Source organism: Psychromonas algicola (genome assembly GCF_004378355.1).
GTDB lineage: Bacteria > Pseudomonadota > Gammaproteobacteria > Enterobacterales > Psychromonadaceae > Psychromonas.
This window is the reverse complement of record NZ_SNUB01000004.1, coordinates 1-17,408: the sequence shown is the minus strand read 5'-3', so window position 1 is coordinate 17,408 and position 17,408 is coordinate 1. Positions and strand designations below refer to the sequence as shown.

The window sequence follows — 17,408 nt, the reverse complement described above, 5'->3', positions numbered from 1 at the left end:
ATTTGATTGTTATTAGATAGAGCGAGAATTCGCTGTTGTTGACTCTCTAGTGATGACTTTTCCACGAAAGGTGGTTTCTGTGACTGATATTTCAACACCATTTGCAAGATCCAGTGCAATTTTCATTGCTGCATTAGTAATATCTCTTATTGGTAACTCTACTGTGGTTAGTGAGGGAGTTACATAGGAGCCAAAAGGTTCATTATCTATCCCTACCACGGAGACTTGCTCTGGTACTTTTATGCCTACTTCATGTAATGCTCGAATCGCTCCTATCGCCATATCATCGTTAAAAGCATACAAAGCAGTAAAGGGCTGTTTCTGCGCGATAATTTGCTTACAGGCGTTGTAACCCCCTTCAATCGTATAATCACCTGCAACAACAAGATCTTTATTAAGTATTAATTGCTGTTGTTTTAAACATTCTTGGAAAGCTTTATAACGTAACTTTACTGTTCTTGAAGAAACTGATGCAGTGATACAAGCAATAGTCGTATGGCCTAACTCAAGTAAATGATTAACAGCTAATGCGGAGGCATGAAAATGATCAAACCAAACCGAATAATAAGTAGCGTCATTAATTTTTCGGTTCATAACAACAATCGGTACACTAGTACGTGCTTTAATATCTTTAAAATCTTGTTGAGTTAATTTTCGACTATACAATAGAATGACATCACAACGACGTGCCACTAATGAATCAATGGCTTCCATCTCTCGCTGAGGATCATTGTGTCCATCGGTAACAATAAGTTGTTTTCCCGCTTGATCGGCTAGTTTAGCGGATTCTTTCAATAGCACACCAAAGTAGTTACCATCAAAGATCGAAGTGATTAAACCTATACTATTCGATGTTTTGGTTGCTAAAGCTTGAGCCAGAGTATTGGGTTTGTAATTTAAGGTTTCCATTGCCTGAAACACAAGTTTTCTAGTGGAATCTTTGATTTGCCCTTTATTATTAATAACGCGGGATACAGTTGCTTTTGATACTCCTGCTAACTTGGATACATCATTTATTGTTGGCATAAGTCTCTTAATTCAAATAGAAATATCATTAAAAATAAAAATTTAAAATATATTTTCTGTATCGTGGAATAGGGGTTTTATGAATTGTAGCAAAAAGATAAATATAGCGATATTATTTGTTAACTTATAAGATTGTCATTATGCGGTATAACTCTGCTATAGCTTTAATACCCCATTAAAAGTTAAATTTTTAATAGATGGCAGAAGGAGTAAAGGATCTTTGCTTAACCAGCTTAATATTTCTCACTAGTTTTGCGTTTGTTTTATCAGTATCATTATTTTTTTTAATGCCTTTAATTTATTAGGAATCTACATGTTTGAACAGTCTGAATCATATTTAAGTAACTGGTTAATTTCCTTAAATATTGGTAATTGGTCGGTTAATTTTGCAATCGTCTTAGGTATTACCTTATTGCTGCAACTTCTTTGGCGCTCCTTTGCTAAAAGAACAGAAAAAATAACGGCTAAAACCTCGAATACTTGGGATGATATTGTCTTTTTTAGTATAAATAGACCGATTAATTGGATCATCGTTTTAATGGGTGGTTCGATGTCATTAAGAGTTATTGCAAAAAGTGAAGATCTAGCTATTTCTGAATACCTCCCTCTGTTTCAAAAAGTAGCTATCTTATTATTAATTGGCTGGGTGTTTTGGCGATTAATTTACAAAATGGAACATACCTTTGTCGCTGATGATGAAAAAGATACCACAACCGTGACAGCATTAGCAAAGTTAGCTAAATTGTCTGTGATAACCATTATTACGTTATCCGTTATACAAACCTTAGGTGTTAGTATTTCAGGTGTGCTTGCTTTTGGTGGCATGGGGGGGCTAATTGTAGGTATGGCAGCAAAAGATCTACTTTCAAATCTCTTTGGTGCAGCAATGGTTTATATGGATAAGCCTTTTAAAGTAGGGGACTGGATCCGTAGTCCAGATAAATCAATCGAAGGCACTGTGGAAGAAATTGGCTGGCGTGTAACACGCATTCGTACCTTTGATAAACGTCCTATTTATGTGCCTAATAGTTTGTTTACTCATATCGTGGTTGAAAACCCATCGCGCATGAGTAATCGACGTATTAAAGAAACATTTGGATTGCGTTATAAAGATATTGGCCAAGTGGAAGTGATCATAAAAGAAGTAAGGTCGATGCTAGAGAATCATCCAGATATCGATCAAGCACAAACCTTAATTGTAAACTTTGATTTGTTTAATAATTCAACTTTAGATTTCTTTATCTACACCTTTACTAAAACGACTAATTGGGTGTTGTTCCATGAAATTAAGCAGGATGTTTTATTAAAAGTTGCACAAATTGTGGCTAAAAATAATGCTGAGTTTGCCTTCCCGACTCGTCAATTGCACTTAGATAAAGAAGAACACAGTGCATTATTAAATCAATCAGACAGTATTCAATAGCTATAGTTAATTTACCGATACACTTGATATAAGGCCTATTCATTAGGCCTTTTTAAGTTAAATAAGGCTGCGCTTCTTTTTCGACATTATCCAATTCATCTAATAACTCTAAAAGCTCTGGCTCTAATAAGTTAGGTGCGACACCTAGTTTCAATTCTTTTTCTATTAAACCTGCAATATTCTTTAGTTTTGGTACTCCGCTATAACTACAACCTCCATGGAATTTATGGATTGATTGAGTAAATCGATCATTGTCCACTTCTCCCTGAATTGCACGCTCAGTCATATTACGTATATCTGAAAATTCATTAAGTAGCATAATTAGCATTTCTTTGGCTAAGTCTGTTTTGCCTGCAGATTGTTTTAACGCTAGAGACCAGTCAAAAGATTGTTTATTGGTGAGTCTTATATCGTCATTAATATTGGTTTCTATTAATGCGTTGTGGGAAACCGTTTCAATTAGTTTTGCATTGGGAACCCATTTATCAATCATGCTTTGTAGAGCAATTTCATCAATTGGTTTGGCTAAGCAATCATCCATTCCTTTTTGTAAAAACTGCTCTTTTTCTCCTGGCAATACATGAGCGGTTACTGCGATGATTGGACTTTTTTGATTTAAAGAATCTTTTTTGATTTGTGCACAAGCTGTCACCCCATCGAGAACGGGCATTTGTATATCCATGAAAATGAGATCAAAAGGCAATTGCTTAGCATTGTCCACTGCTTCTTGCCCATTTTTACAGGTCGTTACATTCTTGACGCGATCGGCTAACATGGCTGATATCAATTTCAAATTCGCTGGATTGTCATCCACGGCCATCACGTTAATATTTTTACGTTGAATTTTCTCTTCAACATGTAAATTAGAGCGAGTCGTTTCATTTGAAACAAGAGCGTTAGCAAAGTTTTTATGGTTAATTGGCTTACTTAAACAGTGTGTAATACCTGTATTCATTAATTGCTCATAAATACTCGGATCACTTGAGTTAAGTAGTACAATTATATTATCTGTATGTTTTTTGGCTTGTTCTATTTGGTTTAATAAAACACGCATATTATTGTTATGGCCAAGTACGATACAGTCATAATGTTCAGTTAATGCCTTTTTCCACTGTAACTCTGTTTCTGCCATGATGTAATGCATTTGCCATTGTTTTAATAGTTGTGAACAAGCTTTTACTGCATATTCATTTGCTTCATAGGCAAGGATTTTACGCTCTGAAAGCCTTTTTAGAGGCAGTGACGTAAGTAGTGCGCGTGGGTTCTTTTCTATTTCAATGGTGAACCAGAACACTGAACCTGTATTAGGGGTTGATTTTAGATCAATGCTACCTTTCATTTGTCGAACAAGTTTTTGTGTGATCACAAGTCCTAAACCTGTTCCTCCATATTGACGCGTAATACTACTATCTGCTTGACCAAAGGCTTTGAATAATTGCTTTTGTTGTTGTTCTGAAATACCAATACCAGTGTCCGAAATAATAAACTTAAGCTTAATAGTATTATCGGTTTCCTCTTTTTCATCAAAACGTTGTATCTGTAATTCGATATTTCCTTTTTCGGTAAATTTGACTGCGTTGCCAATGAGGTTAGTTAAAATTTGTTGTAGACGCATTGAGTCACCAACAAGTTCTTTAGGGACGTCTTCACCAACAAGCATACTTAATTCAATATTTTTTTCATGTGCGCTTTGTGCTAATAAATGCATTGTTTCATCAAGACAGTCACGTAGATCAAAGGGAATATGTTCGAGTGTTAATTTGCCTGCTTCTAATTTAGAGAAATCAAGAATGTCATTAATGATATTTAATAGATTACCCGCAGAGCGTTCGATAGTTTGCAGATAATCAATTTGATTATTGGTCATTTTGGTTTTTAATAACTGACGAGCAAATCCAATAACGCCATTGAGAGGGGTGCGTAATTCATGACTCATATTGGCTAAAAACTCTGATTTTACAGAGGCTGCCTGCTGTGCTTTTTTACGCGTGATATCAAGTTCAATATTTTGAACTTCCATTTGGTCTAATGTTTCTCTTAATTCGCTGGTGGCTAAATCAATACTGTCCTGCATTTCTTCATGATGCTTAGACATCGCTGCAGCCATTTCATTAATACCATGTTGTAATAAACCGATTTCTCCTTTGTATTCGCCTTTAACACGAGAATTTAAACGCCCAAGACTGATTTTTTCAACCACTGAGGCCATACCTGAAATTGGGGCTGTGATCCGTTCAGCTTGTCTGAATGCTAAATAGAAACTCCCCAATATTCCCAATAGCACGACTAATATTGATAAAGCACCATCTCGATATAGAAGTAACTCAACTTCATCCTTGTTAATTTCTAATGCAACATAACCAATGATCTTTCGTGGTTGGTCAAAACTTAATTGATACTCTAAGAAATTACTTTCATCAACAATCGGCGTGTAAACAACAATGGTTTTGTCTAAGTTTTTAATTTCTGGTATATCAGGGATAGGTTGGTTTTCATCTAAACGAAGTTGTTGCGAATCTCTGTGGTAATTACTAATGACAAATAGTTCATTCTCTGCGGTAAAAATAGCAACACTTTTTATCATTGGACTATTTTGTCGGTGCGTTGCGCTGACAAGTCGTCGAAGAATTGTCCTTGTTTCATCTTGCATACCATATTCACTAATAATAGCTAAAGGCTCTGCAATATTAATGGCGCGATCAATTAAAAACTCATTGGCCTGTTGATAGCGATGGAAAGAAAAATAACCGGCTAAAATACCTCCAATAATAACGGTAGGTAAAATAGTAAAAGCAATAACTTGTGCGCGTAAGCCATATTTAGTCATAGGATAAGTCTAATTTTAATCGAGTAATGAATGCTGCTATGTTTTATGTGACAATAGCATACCGATAAACGTAATGGCTATCATGGCATAGCTTATTCACCTGTGAAATACTTATGGCTCAGTTCTTTAAAGCAACGCGCACAAATAAACAAAATAATAATGTAATTAAAAACTGTCTGATTGAAAAATTAGATCATCAAGGGCGGGGGATGTTATTTCATCAAAACAAACCTTTGTTCGTAGAAGGTGGTTTAGTTGATGAAGTGGTTGATATTACTATTGTTGAAGATAAAAAACGCTATAAAAAAGGGCGCATTTTAAAAACACATAAACAAAGTGAACTGCGTATTGAACCTGATTGTCCACATTACCATGAATGTGGGGGCTGTCATTTACAGCATGTTGAGCAAACAACGCAGGTTTCTATTAAACAAGAAGGTTTAGTGACGCTTTTTGAACGCTTTGCTAAATATAAGCCAGAGGAGTTACAACCAGCTTTAGTGGCAGATGCTTGGCATTATAGACGTTGTGCTCGTTTGGGGGTGATGTTTAATAAGAAAACGAAGAAAGTGGACATGGGGTTTCGACGTGCTGCGAGTAAGGAATTAATTAATCAGCAAGTTTGCCCGGTGTTAGTACCTGCGCTTGAAAAATTGATTGTTCCCTTGAAAGCACTATTAAATGAATTACAAGGTAAAACATCTTTAGGGCATATAGAGTTAGTTGAAGCACAAGACTCTGTTGCAGTACTTTTACGCCATTTAAAACCATTGTCGGAGCAAGATATTCAACTAATTTTTGAATTTTCAAATAAACATCAATTGTATTTTTATGCTCAAAGTAGCCCGACGGATATTCAATGTTTAACCGCTGAACACAAGTTAACTTATTCATTGCCAGAGCAGGATTGTGAATTCGAGTTTCATATTGATGACTTTTTACAAGTTAACGCGAAAGTAAACCAGCAAATGGTAGCACAGGCTATTAACTGGCTTGAATTAGAAACAACGGATCAAGTGTTAGATCTGTTTTGTGGGTTAGGCAACTTCACTCTACCTATCGCTAAAAGAGTAAAACAAGTGGTAGGCGTTGAAGGAATTCAAAAAATGGTTGATAGAGGCACTGAAAATGCATTACTTTCAGGGCTAACCAATACTCAGTTTTTCCAAGCGGATCTAAGTGATTTAAACGAACTAAAAGCTGATTGGGCTAAGTTGGATTATAACAAAGTCTTGCTTGATCCTGCACGAGCTGGTGCTGCGGAATGTATGTCATTTTTAGCAAGCAAAAAACCAACGCATATCGTTTATGTTTCCTGTGATCCGGTTACTTTAGCGAGAGACAGTGAATTATTATTAGCACAAGGATATTTGTTAGATAAAGTAGGGTTAATTGATATGTTTCCACAAACGGCTCATATGGAATCTATGGCTTTATTTATTAAAAAATAATCTTTGAGTGGTAACGACTTTATAAGTTAACAGTTTTAAGTATGATTGTTTGAAATTAACTTGTATTTGTTTTTTATAATAACAAGTTAAATATTATTTTTGAGGGCATTGAGATGGTTTCTGTTCGTGATACACATTTTTATCAAAGCGCGTTAAAAGATCCTAAAAAGTGGGTGACTGCATTCGGTTTAAGTAAAGAAGATCAAGCTAATCTACTCGATAACCATAAGAAAGTAAGTGAACTTTGTGATTCAGACCAGCAACGCGCTGCATTACAACTTGGTTGTGAAATGGTTGAAATCCTAGTGACCTTAAATATGGACATGGATACGCTCAATGCCGCGTTGATTTTTCCCTTGCTAGCACAAGACGTATTAAGTCCTGAAAAAGTCGATGAGTTATGGCCTAAACGCATTGCTAAGTTATCTAAAGGCGCAATGGAAATGGAAGGCATTCGTGCCCTTCAGGATCGTGGTGGTGAAAAAAGTGCGGCTTCTCAAGTTGATAACTTAAGACATATGCTCTTGGCGATGGTGGAAGATGTGCGTGCAGTTGTGATCAAATTAGCTGAGCGTATTTGTTATTTAAGACAAGTTAAAATTGCAGACGAAGAAACTAAAAAGCAAGTTGCCCGTGAAATTTCAACTATTTATGCTCCTTTAGCAAACAGACTCGGTATTGGTCAGTTAAAGTGGGAGCTTGAAGACCTTTCTTTCCGTTATATGCAGGCTGAAACCTATAAAAAAATTGCTAAGCAGCTTGATGAAAAAAGAATTGACCGAGAAAATTATATTCAAGACTTTGTGAATACTGTTAAAGCCTCACTCGTTGAGATGAATATTGAAGGGACAGCGTATGGTCGCCCTAAACATATTTATAGTATTTATCGGAAAATGCAGAAAAAAGATCTCGCCTTTGATGAGCTTTATGATGTGAGAGCCGTTCGTGTGGTCGTTGAAAAGTTGCAAGATTGTTATGCTGCTTTAGGGGCTATTCATACCAAATGGCGTCATATTCCTCGTGAATTTGATGATTATATTGCCAACCCCAAACCTAATGGTTATCAATCGATTCATACTGTTGTATTAGGTGATAGTGGCAAGCCTGTAGAAGTACAAATTCGTACTCAGCAAATGCATGACGATTCTGAGTTAGGAGTGGCTGCGCATTGGAAGTACAAAGAAGGATCTGCTGGTGGGAAGTCAGCCAATAACTATGAAGAAAAAATAGCATGGTTACGTAAACTCTTAGCGTGGCAAGAGGATATGAGCGATGGTGATAATTTACTAGATGAAGTACGTAGCCAAGTGTTTGACGATAGGGTCTATGTGTTTACACCTAAAGGTGAAGTGATAGATTTACCGGCAGGTTCAACTCCATTAGATTTTGCTTATTATATTCATAGCCAAATTGGGCATCGTTGTATTGGTGCTAAAATTGCGGATCATATTGTTCCGTTTACTTACCAATTAAAAACCGGTGATCAAGTTGAGATCTTAACCCAGAAAGAGCCTAACCCAAGTCGTGATTGGTTAAATCCTCAGCTTGGTTATATCAAGGCTCCACGTGCTCGCCATAAGGTTGCGACTTGGTTTAGAAAACAAGACCGTGATAAGAATGTTATTGCTGGCCGTGAATTACTAGAAATTGAATTATCAAAAATAAACTTAAAACTGACTGATATTACACCTGCTATTTCACGATTTAATGTCGGTACCGCCGATGATATTTATGCGGGAATTGGTAATGGCGATTTACGTATTAATCAGCTTGTTCATTTTTTAGATGGTTTTCATCATCAAAAAACCCTTGAACAACAAGACGAAGCCGCGTTATTAGAGCTACAGAACCGCAAAACACAAGTTGCCCCTAAAAACACAGGTAAGGATATTATTATCGACGGGGTAGGTAATTTGATGCATAACATTGCTCGTTGCTGTCAGCCTGTTCCTGGTGAAAATATTGTTGGTTATATTACACAGGGGCGCGGTATTTCTATCCATAGAAAGAACTGTGAACAATTGGCTGATTTAGAAGAGGTACATCCAGAGCGCATCATTAATGCAAATTGGGGGGATTCACAATCATCTGGTTATACATTAACGCTACGTTTGATTGCCGATGATAGAAACGGGTTGTTGAAAGATATAACCACTGTCTTATCTAATGAGAAAGTGCATTTAGTTGGTGTAAACAGCCAAACTAATGCTAAAACATTAACGGCCACCGTCGATCTTTCAATTGAAGTAAGTAACAACAAAGAAATTAATGGCTTGCTTAATAAGTTAAAGCAATTGAAGAACGTATCAGATGCACATCGTTTATGATATTCGTCTCTGATATTGGATGAAATGGTTTATTAACTAAGATTAAAAGCATGTCTCATTAATAAATGCCCACTCTTTTCTTTGGAAAGAGTGGGCATTTTTGTATTGAACGTTAGGTTCATTTTCTATTAGATAAAATCTATTGGGTCAACATCAATCGACCAACGCACTTTCCTTCCTTCTGGTAACTTTTCAAAATAAGCTAATGCGATATTTAATGTTTTTGTAATTAATACGCGTTGCTCACTTTGTATTAATAGTTGAAAACGATATTTGCCTGCTCGTCTTTCCATTGAAGCGGCAATTGGGCCTAAAATCAATAATCTGTCCGCTATTTTATTCGTTTCTGCAATCTGATTTAAAGTTTGTTTGCAAAGCGTTAAGAAGTTTTCTGCTTGTGTGGCATTTAACGCTTCTGCTCTAATTAAAGCTTGGAAAGAGAAGGGCGGTAATTGTGCCATTTTTCTTTCTTGCAGTGCAGTACGAGAAAAGTCACCATAACCATTATTAATTAACTCTTGTAATAGATTGTGTTCAGGATGAAAAGTTTGTAAAACCACTTGTCCTTTCTTTTCGGCGCGTCCTGCTCGGCCTGCAACCTGTGTAAATAACTGGCCTAAACGTTCGCTTGCTCGGAAATCATTACTAAACAATGCGCCGTCAACGTCTACCAAAGCGACCAAAGTTACATCTGGAAAGTGATGCCCCTTAGCTAGCATTTGTGTGCCTAATAATATTTTGTATTTACCACTATTGATATCGTTAAGGTAATCGTTAAAGCTATCTTTTTTACGCGTATTATCTCTGTCTATGCGCACTGTTGGATGATCTGGGAAAAGCTGATTTAAGGTTTCTTCAAGTTGCTCTGTCCCAACCCCCGTAGAGTGTAAATGTGTTGAACCACAATCATGGCATTGCTCTGGCACTGGGTGTGTGGCCATACAATGATGGCAATGTAAGTAATTGGCACTTTTATGGTAAGTATAAAAAGCGTCACAACGTTGACACTTAGCTAACCAACCACATTCATGACACATCAATACTGGAGCATAACCTCGGCGATTTAAAAATAGGATAACTTGGTTATTTTTAGCCAAATGTTGTTGCATCAATTCAATGAGCTGCGGTGATAGCCCTGATTTGAGTGGTAAGCCTGTTAAATTAATTAAATCATTTTTAGGTGGTTTAGCGTTACCAGGACGATGCGTTAAAAATAAATGATGATAACGACCTGATAATGCATTATTTAATGATTCAAATGCGGGCGTCGCAGAGCCTAATAATATTGGAATGCTTTCCTGTGAGGCGCGCTTTATTGCAAAATCGCGAGCATGGTAGCGGAAACTATCTTGTTGTTTAAAAGAGGCATCGTGCTCTTCATCTAAAATAATTAAACCTAAGTTGGTAAAGTCACTAAAAATAGCACTGCGTGTGCCAATTACAATCGCTGCACTCCCTTGTTTAGCGTGTAACCATGTATCTAATTGCTGCTGCTCGTTTAATGCTGAATGCTTTAAGTAAATAGGGACATTAAAACGCGCTTGAAAGCGTTTAATGGTTTGCGGTGTCAAACCGATTTCAGGAACAATGATCAATGCTTGCTGACCTTGCTCTAAAACCGCTTTTAGAATATTTAAATAAACCTCGGTTTTACCACTACCGGTGATCCCTTCTAATAAATAGCAACGAAACTTATTTAACTGTTGCGTCACACTGGTTATTGCAATGGCTTGTTCTGCACTTAAATTAGGTTTCTGCTGTAATTCTTGGACATTATTGATCCACGTTGAGTTTGAAGAAGGCATTTGCTCATAGGCTGCAACGACCTTTTTTTCTTGTAAGCTATTTAAGGTGGATCTGCTAACTCCTTCTCCCTTAAGTGCTTCATAGGACAAGGGAAAATCTTGCAATAAAGTGGCAGCATGCAATTGTTTTTTCGCTCTAGCTAGCTGATTAAAGTCAAATCCATCTTGCTCAAGTTTCCAGTACTCTTGTGTTTTAAAGGCGGCTGCTTTGCCTTTACGTAATAAAGTTGGAATTGCTTGTTGAAACACATCACCAAAGGGATGTTGGTAATAAACTGCTGCCCAATGCAATAAGTCATATAAAGGTGTACTTAATAAAGGCGCTTTATCTAACAATTGTGTGACCGACTTGAGTTTCTCAATTGCAAAGTCTGATTCTTTAGGCGTTGCAGTGATCACACCGACTTGCTTACGAGGGCCGCCACCAAATGGTACTAATACTCGACAGCCTATTAAAGTCATTGAGTTGTCTTTAACCATATGTGCTGGTAACAAATAATCAAATTGTTTATGTAAAGGAATCGCTAAAGCAACTCGACATATTATTGGTTCATTCATAGGTATTTGATCATCGATAAAGGAGTCGTATAAAAGAAGTATTGTAACCTGTTTAGTTAGTGGCTTCTGTTTAAGAGTGATAATTTTATTAGTTTATGCGAAATCGAATGATAGTAATAGTTTAATTAGTCAACATAGAGAACCTAATTGGAGAAATATTATTTATTATAAAACGACCTTTTTAAGGTAATTCATATGTGTTTATTTTGTAAAAAGTGAGAAGAGAAATATTAATTATTTTAAGTTGTACTTTTTTAATTTGTTACTATACAATTCGCATCTTAAAAAATACGTGTGGTACTTTGTTGGTTGAAATAATTCATCCAAGCTGAGCAGCGACACGGCTACTAGAGGTTTTACTTATGAAAAATGAAATTCATCCAGAATACAAATTAGTTACTGCTACTTGTTCATGTGGTAACGTTATTAAAGTTGGTTCTACTCTTGGTAAAGAAGAGTTAACTTTAGATATCTGTTCAGCTTGTCACCCATTCTATACTGGTACTCAACGTGTTGTTGATACTGGTGGTCGTATTGACAAGTTCAAAAAACGTTTCGGTGCTTTATCTTCTAAATAAGATTAAGTATAGCGTTTTCAAAAAGCACCTTTGGGTGCTTTTTTTGTATCTAAAATTTGAAGTGTTTTACTTAATACTACTGATAGAAGGTTAACGAAGTTAACCTCTCGAAAGGTGTCAATTTACGCCTTGAATTGAACTGTTTTTTCTTCATAAAATTTAGATAACATATTTAACTAAATCGGTATTAAATCTGAACATTAAATGTAGGTATGGTTAAAGGTTGTTTGTTAGATAAATGTAATGCTTATGTAAAAGAAGATGATAGCTCGATAACAGAACTTATTAGACATTATATTTTTTTAGAGTGTTCTTTAAATAAAGTTTAAAACAAACGAAATTAGAGTATAAGCTCTTTTATATCAGTCTGTTATATTTCTAATATAATTTATTCTTATCTCAAATAAAAAGAAGTTCTCGTTGTTTTTAGATAGATAAATTGTAATAAAACGCTCAATAAACGTTCTATTTCTCTGTATTTCGCGTTAAAAATTGCACTATTGTTGTTTTTTTTATCTCAATAGACGAGAATAGCGCCTATATTTGAGGTGCCATTTGGCTTTTACTTCACATTCTTTAAGTTATTAGTGCGCGATTCGTATTGATTGAAGAACAATACTGGAATCAAATGCTAATAAGTTGTAAATTGTCCCATTAAAAATTTTAACCACTTTCTTGCAAGGGTAATCGTATGACAGGAAAACCTTCATCTTCTCAGTTTGAAGTAAATAACATCGCAGATCCGCTATTTATTCATGCTGAGCATATCGCAAAAGACTTCTCTTTGTTTCCAGATAATTCATTACCATCAAATACCGATGGTTTAGAAGGTCTAATCGATAGTAAACGTATCCAAGCGAACTTAGCGACGATCAAAAAATTAGACGTCGATGCTTATATTGCACGCACGGTAACTCCTGCTGAAAGCAATAAGCGTCCTGGTGCTAAAAGCATCATTGAAGGTTTTAATGGTAAAATTGTTTCACAACAATTAAACGGTGCTTTCTATTCCGCTGAAATGGAATTAGATTTTGGTGGTTACACTCGTCGTATTGGTTTGATTGCGCAAGAGCGTAGTTCAAACAACGGTGCATGGATGCCTGAGCATCATTTAGCTGCAAGTAAAGCTATCCGTAAATTTGCCGATTTATCGCTTCCAATTGTTTATTTAATTGATACTCCTGGGGCAGATGCTGGCGAAGAAGCAAATAGTCAAAATCAAGCTCACAGTATTTCTCAAATGATCACTGAAAGTGCTAACGTCGATGTCCCAACTATTGGTGTTGTTGTTGGTGTTGGTTACTCTGGTGGTGCTATTCCACTAGCGACTGCAAATATTTTATTATCTGTTCGTGATGGTATTTTTAATACTATCCAGCCAAAAGGTTTACAAAGTATTGCGCGTAAATACAACCTATCTTGGCAGGAATGTGCTCAATCTGTAGGTGTCTCACCTGAAGAATTATTAACAATGGGTTGTATTGACGGTATTGTTGATTACTCTCCTGTTGACCAAGATGAGCGTCAGCATAATCTTCAAAAAGCAATTATCTCTGGTATTTTATCGATTGAATCTAAATCGGTTAACTTTGTTCGTAAATACCCAGATATTTTAGAGCACTACAATCGTAGTATTGCGCGTTACCTTGATCCATCAAGTAAATTAACTGCTATTGAAAATGCAACGGATGCACATCTGTTAGCGAAAAACCCAACGGTTCATAATAATGCATTTGGTACTACTTACCGTTATATGCGTTACTTGACTTTGCGTTCTCGTATTAAAGCGATCCAAAAGAATGAATACGGCCGTTTATCTAAATTAACCATTCCAGAAGGTGATCTAAAAGCGCGTATAGAAGCAGATCGTCAACAAGTATTTTTGAATTGGTTAGAAAATCCAGACAAATTAATCTACGACGATACATTAAATAAAAGTTGGAAAACTTTCCTACAGAAACGTGATGATAAAGAGGTTGAACGTAATGCCTTCACTAAACTGATCTTAGGTGAGCCAAAAGAAAATTATAATAATGCATTAAGTGCGTTAATGATTAACTTAACTTGGTCTTTATATAATCGTTGGAAAACAAGCGCTGAAAACAATTTCCATTCTCTCATTAAACATTTAGAAGATGAAAAAAGCTTACCGCTTACGGATTCATGGCCTGAACTGGCTGAATTAAACATCATTGATGTAGTGGCACATGCTGAAACGCGTGCATGCTTTATCGTACATTGTCGTCATATGCTTGTATTTAATGCTTTATATGATAATACAATGGGCAACTTAGCGTCTATTGCTAAAGAAGCCATGGCGACTAAAGAGCTTTCTCGTGAATCTGTGTCTTCATTAGTACGTAGTTCGCTTAAAGCTGCATTAAGTAAAGTAAGTGATGATGATTATGAGCAACTAAAAACAACCTTTAATGCTTGGTTACAATACTTTGCTGAACAATCTGAGCGTGGAGAAATCTTAGCTAAGGTTGAAGAATGGAAGAGTATTGGTGCTCCACAAATGAACTCAAGTCTATTTGTTATTTTGACTTACTTGTTCGAGAAATTATTACCTGAATATTACAGCAGTCGTGATGATGAAAGTGCTTACAATGGTGCAATTAACCCTGTAAGAATTGGTCGTCGTAAAGACTTCTGGAATCGTTTGACTATGGGTTATCAAGATCTATTGATTCAAGCTGTTTTGCGTTCAGAAAAAGGTAAAAAGAATAACTCTCACGAAGCTATCATTGAAAAATTCTTTGGTAACTTTAAAGAGTCTCGTGCTGATTTAATGACTGCTAACTTATTAGAGTTCCCTGGTTTCCGTTTATCCGTTGAAGATGCTTTAGATAAGAATATCAAACCATGTGGTTTAATTACTGGTACTGGTGAATTTAAACTAGAAAACGGTGATGTTCAGACTGTAGGTGTTGCTGTTTCTAACCTATCTTTCCAAGCAGGTGCTTTTGATATGGCGAGTGCAGAGAAATTCTGTGCGCTATTAGTTAAATGTGCTCAAAAACATATTCCTGTTGTTGCTTTCATTAGTTCTGGCGGTATGCAAACTAAAGAAGGAGCTGCTGCTCTCTTCTCTATGTCGGTTGTTAATGATCGTATTACACGTTTTATTCGTGATAACGATTTACCTGTTGTTATGTTTGGTTACGGCGACTGTACTGGTGGTGCGCAAGCGAGTTTCGTAACGCATCCTCTAGCACAAACTTACTACCTTTCTGGTACTAATATGCCGTTTGCTGGACAAATGGTTGTTCCTGCATATTTACCATCAACATCTACATTATCTAACTACTTATCTCGTGTGCCTGGTGCAATGGACGGCTTGGTTATTAACCCGTTCTCAGATGACTTAAACGATAAGTTACGTGATATTGATGAAAACATGCCAATGCCTGTTGTGACAGTTGAAGAAACTATTCAACGTGCATTATCTGGTTTTGTTCCTGTTTGTAATATCGAAGATGATACTTTCTCTCAGTCTGATCCTCGTGAGTTAATGAAACCAGTTAAGAAAGTGTTGGTACATGCTCGTGGTTGTACTGCGGTTAAATTGATTCGTATTGCTAAAGAAAACAATATTAACGTTGTGTTAGTTGCTTCTGACCCTGATATGACTGCTGTACCTGCTGATATGCTAGGTGAGGGCGATAAACTAGTTTGTTTAGGCGGTAATACTTCAGATGAAAGTTACTTGAATGCAAGTTCAGTATTAAAAGTTGCTGAATATGAGCAGGTTGATGCATTACATCCTGGTATTGGTTTCTTATCTGAAAGCCCACATTTTGCAGATTTATGTGTAAGCCACGGAATTAACTTTGTTGGCCCAAGCATGAACAGCATGTTAACCATGGGTAATAAATCAAATGCAATTAAAACCGCACAAGATAACGGAGTGCCAGTAGTTCCAGGTTCTCATGGTATATTGACTGGTGCAGAGCAAGCGTTAGATATTGCTAATAGCATGGGATACCCAGTATTACTTAAAGCCGTAAATGGTGGTGGTGGTAAAGGTATTTTAGTTATTGAAAAAGCTGAAGATATGTTTGCTGGGTTTAACCAAGTATCTGCAGAAGCTCGTGGTGCATTTGGTAACGGTGATTTATACCTAGAGAAATACATTACCTCTCTACGTCATATTGAAGTGCAATTATTACGTGATACCTTTGGTAATACTAAAGTACTAGGTATTCGTGATTGTTCAGTTCAACGTAACAACCAAAAAGTAGTTGAAGAATCTGCATCAACTATGTTGCCTGAAAGATTAGAAAAAGAAGCATTAAAACATACTGCTGCTTTAGCCAATGCGGTTGATTACATGGGCGCTGGTACAGTTGAGTTCATTTATGACTTAGATGCTGATGATATCTACTTCATGGAAATGAATACTCGTCTACAAGTTGAGCATCCTGTAACAGAAGCAACATCTTGTATTGATATTGTGAAAGCACAATACGATATCGCTTCTGGTGCTGACATTTCTTCATTGAAACCACAGAAAAAAGGCTACGCAATTGAAGTACGCGTAACCGCTGAGAAAGCGGGACTAGATTCTGATGGCGTTATGCAGTTATTACCACATCCAGGTAAAGTTGTTGAATGTATTATTCCTGAGCAAGACGATGTAGAAGTGATGTCTATGATTGCAACAGGAAAAGAAGTTTCTCCTTATTACGACAGCTTGGTAGCACAGTTTATTTGTCATGGTAAAGATAGAAATGACACAGTTAAGAAACTACTTAAATTCTTAGATAAAGTAAGTATTAAAGGAATTGCAACTAATATTCCGTTATTACAACGTATCTTAAAAGATGAGACTTTCTTAAACGGTAACTACGATACAACTTACTTACCTAAGTTCATGGCTCAACTTGATCAACAAGTAATGATCGAAGAGATGGAAGCCTCTGCTGCTTCTGGGCTAGAAGGTGCTGCAGAGTCAATTCAGGTTGATGGTAGTAACGAGCTTAAAGTGATTGCACAAAGTGCTGGTATCTTCTACCGAGCTTCATCTCCAGCAGAGCCAGACTTTGTATTGGAAGGTGATATCGTTAATGTAGAGCAAACCTTAGGTTTAATGGAGGCAATGAAAATGTTCTCTCCTGTTACATTAGCAAGCTTTAACCGTAAAGATGCTGTGTTATACGATGCAAAAACTAAATTTAGAGTTGAACGTATTATTAATGCAAATGGGCAGCAGGTTTCAAGCGGTGATCTGTTATACATCATAACGCCTCTATAAACTTGTTACCTTGTAAAAAAGCCAGTCGATTGACTTAATGCCGATCAGTTAAGAAAAATTAGTTGATTTTTAACGTAAGAAGATCAAAATCCTATGACTCAAAAGGTCATGGGATTTTTTTATGGAACTTTCAGAAGCACTCGCTCGCACATCAAT

General features: G+C 36.4%; 8 protein-coding genes. 5 read left to right on the top strand and 3 right to left on the bottom strand.

What is annotated here, in order from left to right; translation table 11 throughout:
* Positions 1-12: 12 nt before the first annotated feature.
* The gene (locus E2R67_RS02915) at positions 13-1,026 is read right to left on the bottom strand and encodes a LacI family DNA-binding transcriptional regulator (RefSeq protein WP_134289447.1); all 1,014 of its coding nucleotides are present in this window, start codon (positions 1,024-1,026) and stop codon (positions 13-15) included.
* Positions 1,027-1,339: 313 nt separating this feature from the next.
* On the opposite strand from E2R67_RS02915, the gene E2R67_RS02910 reads away from it, so the two are divergent.
* Positions 1,340-2,449, top strand: a complete 1,110-nt coding sequence (locus E2R67_RS02910; protein ID WP_134289446.1) for a mechanosensitive ion channel family protein — start codon at positions 1,340-1,342, stop codon at positions 2,447-2,449.
* A 52-nt stretch (positions 2,450-2,501) separates the two neighbouring features.
* Here the strand turns inward: E2R67_RS02910 and barA are convergent, their stop codons facing one another.
* The gene (gene barA, locus E2R67_RS02905) at positions 2,502-5,276 is read right to left on the bottom strand and encodes a two-component sensor histidine kinase BarA (RefSeq protein ID WP_134289445.1); all 2,775 of its coding nucleotides are present in this window, start codon (positions 5,274-5,276) and stop codon (positions 2,502-2,504) included.
* A gap of 113 nt (positions 5,277-5,389) precedes the next feature.
* On the opposite strand from barA, the gene rlmD reads away from it, so the two are divergent.
* Entirely contained in the window at positions 5,390-6,727 is a 1,338-nt protein-coding gene (gene rlmD, locus E2R67_RS02900; protein WP_134289444.1) for a 23S rRNA (uracil(1939)-C(5))-methyltransferase RlmD, read from the top strand.
* 113 nt (positions 6,728-6,840) lie between these two features.
* Entirely contained in the window at positions 6,841-9,054 is a 2,214-nt protein-coding gene (relA, locus tag E2R67_RS02895; RefSeq protein WP_134289443.1) for a GTP diphosphokinase, read from the top strand.
* A 128-nt stretch (positions 9,055-9,182) separates the two neighbouring features.
* Here the strand turns inward: relA and priA are convergent, their stop codons facing one another.
* Positions 9,183-11,417 (bottom strand): primosomal protein N', encoded by a 2,235-nt coding sequence (gene priA, locus E2R67_RS02890; protein ID WP_134289442.1) that lies wholly within the window; start codon positions 11,415-11,417, stop codon positions 9,183-9,185.
* 362 nt (positions 11,418-11,779) lie between these two features.
* Here priA and rpmE point away from each other — a divergent pair, with 362 nt between their 5' ends.
* Entirely contained in the window at positions 11,780-11,995 is a 216-nt protein-coding gene (gene rpmE / locus E2R67_RS02885; protein WP_134289441.1) for a 50S ribosomal protein L31, read from the top strand.
* A 691-nt stretch (positions 11,996-12,686) separates the two neighbouring features.
* The gene (locus E2R67_RS02880) at positions 12,687-17,252 is read left to right on the top strand and encodes an ATP-binding protein (RefSeq protein ID WP_134289440.1); all 4,566 of its coding nucleotides are present in this window, start codon (positions 12,687-12,689) and stop codon (positions 17,250-17,252) included.
* Positions 17,253-17,408 lie beyond the last annotated feature (156 nt).

Excerpts from the sequence above, each read along its gene's own strand:
- rlmD (WP_134289444.1), top strand. The coding sequence starts at position 5,390 with ATGGCTCAGTTCTTTAAAGCAACGCGCACAAATAAACAAAATAATAAT.
- priA (WP_134289442.1), bottom strand. The coding sequence starts at position 11,417 with ATGAATGAACCAATAATATGTCGAGTTGCTTTAGCGATTCCTTTACAT.
- E2R67_RS02880 (WP_134289440.1), top strand. The coding sequence starts at position 12,687 with ATGACAGGAAAACCTTCATCTTCTCAGTTTGAAGTAAATAACATCGCA.
- rpmE (WP_134289441.1), top strand. The coding sequence starts at position 11,780 with ATGAAAAATGAAATTCATCCAGAATACAAATTAGTTACTGCTACTTGT.
- E2R67_RS02915 (WP_134289447.1), bottom strand. The coding sequence starts at position 1,026 with ATGCCAACAATAAATGATGTATCCAAGTTAGCAGGAGTATCAAAAGCA.
- relA (WP_134289443.1), top strand. The coding sequence starts at position 6,841 with ATGGTTTCTGTTCGTGATACACATTTTTATCAAAGCGCGTTAAAAGAT.
- E2R67_RS02910 (WP_134289446.1), top strand. The coding sequence starts at position 1,340 with ATGTTTGAACAGTCTGAATCATATTTAAGTAACTGGTTAATTTCCTTA.
- barA (WP_134289445.1), bottom strand. The coding sequence starts at position 5,276 with ATGACTAAATATGGCTTACGCGCACAAGTTATTGCTTTTACTATTTTA.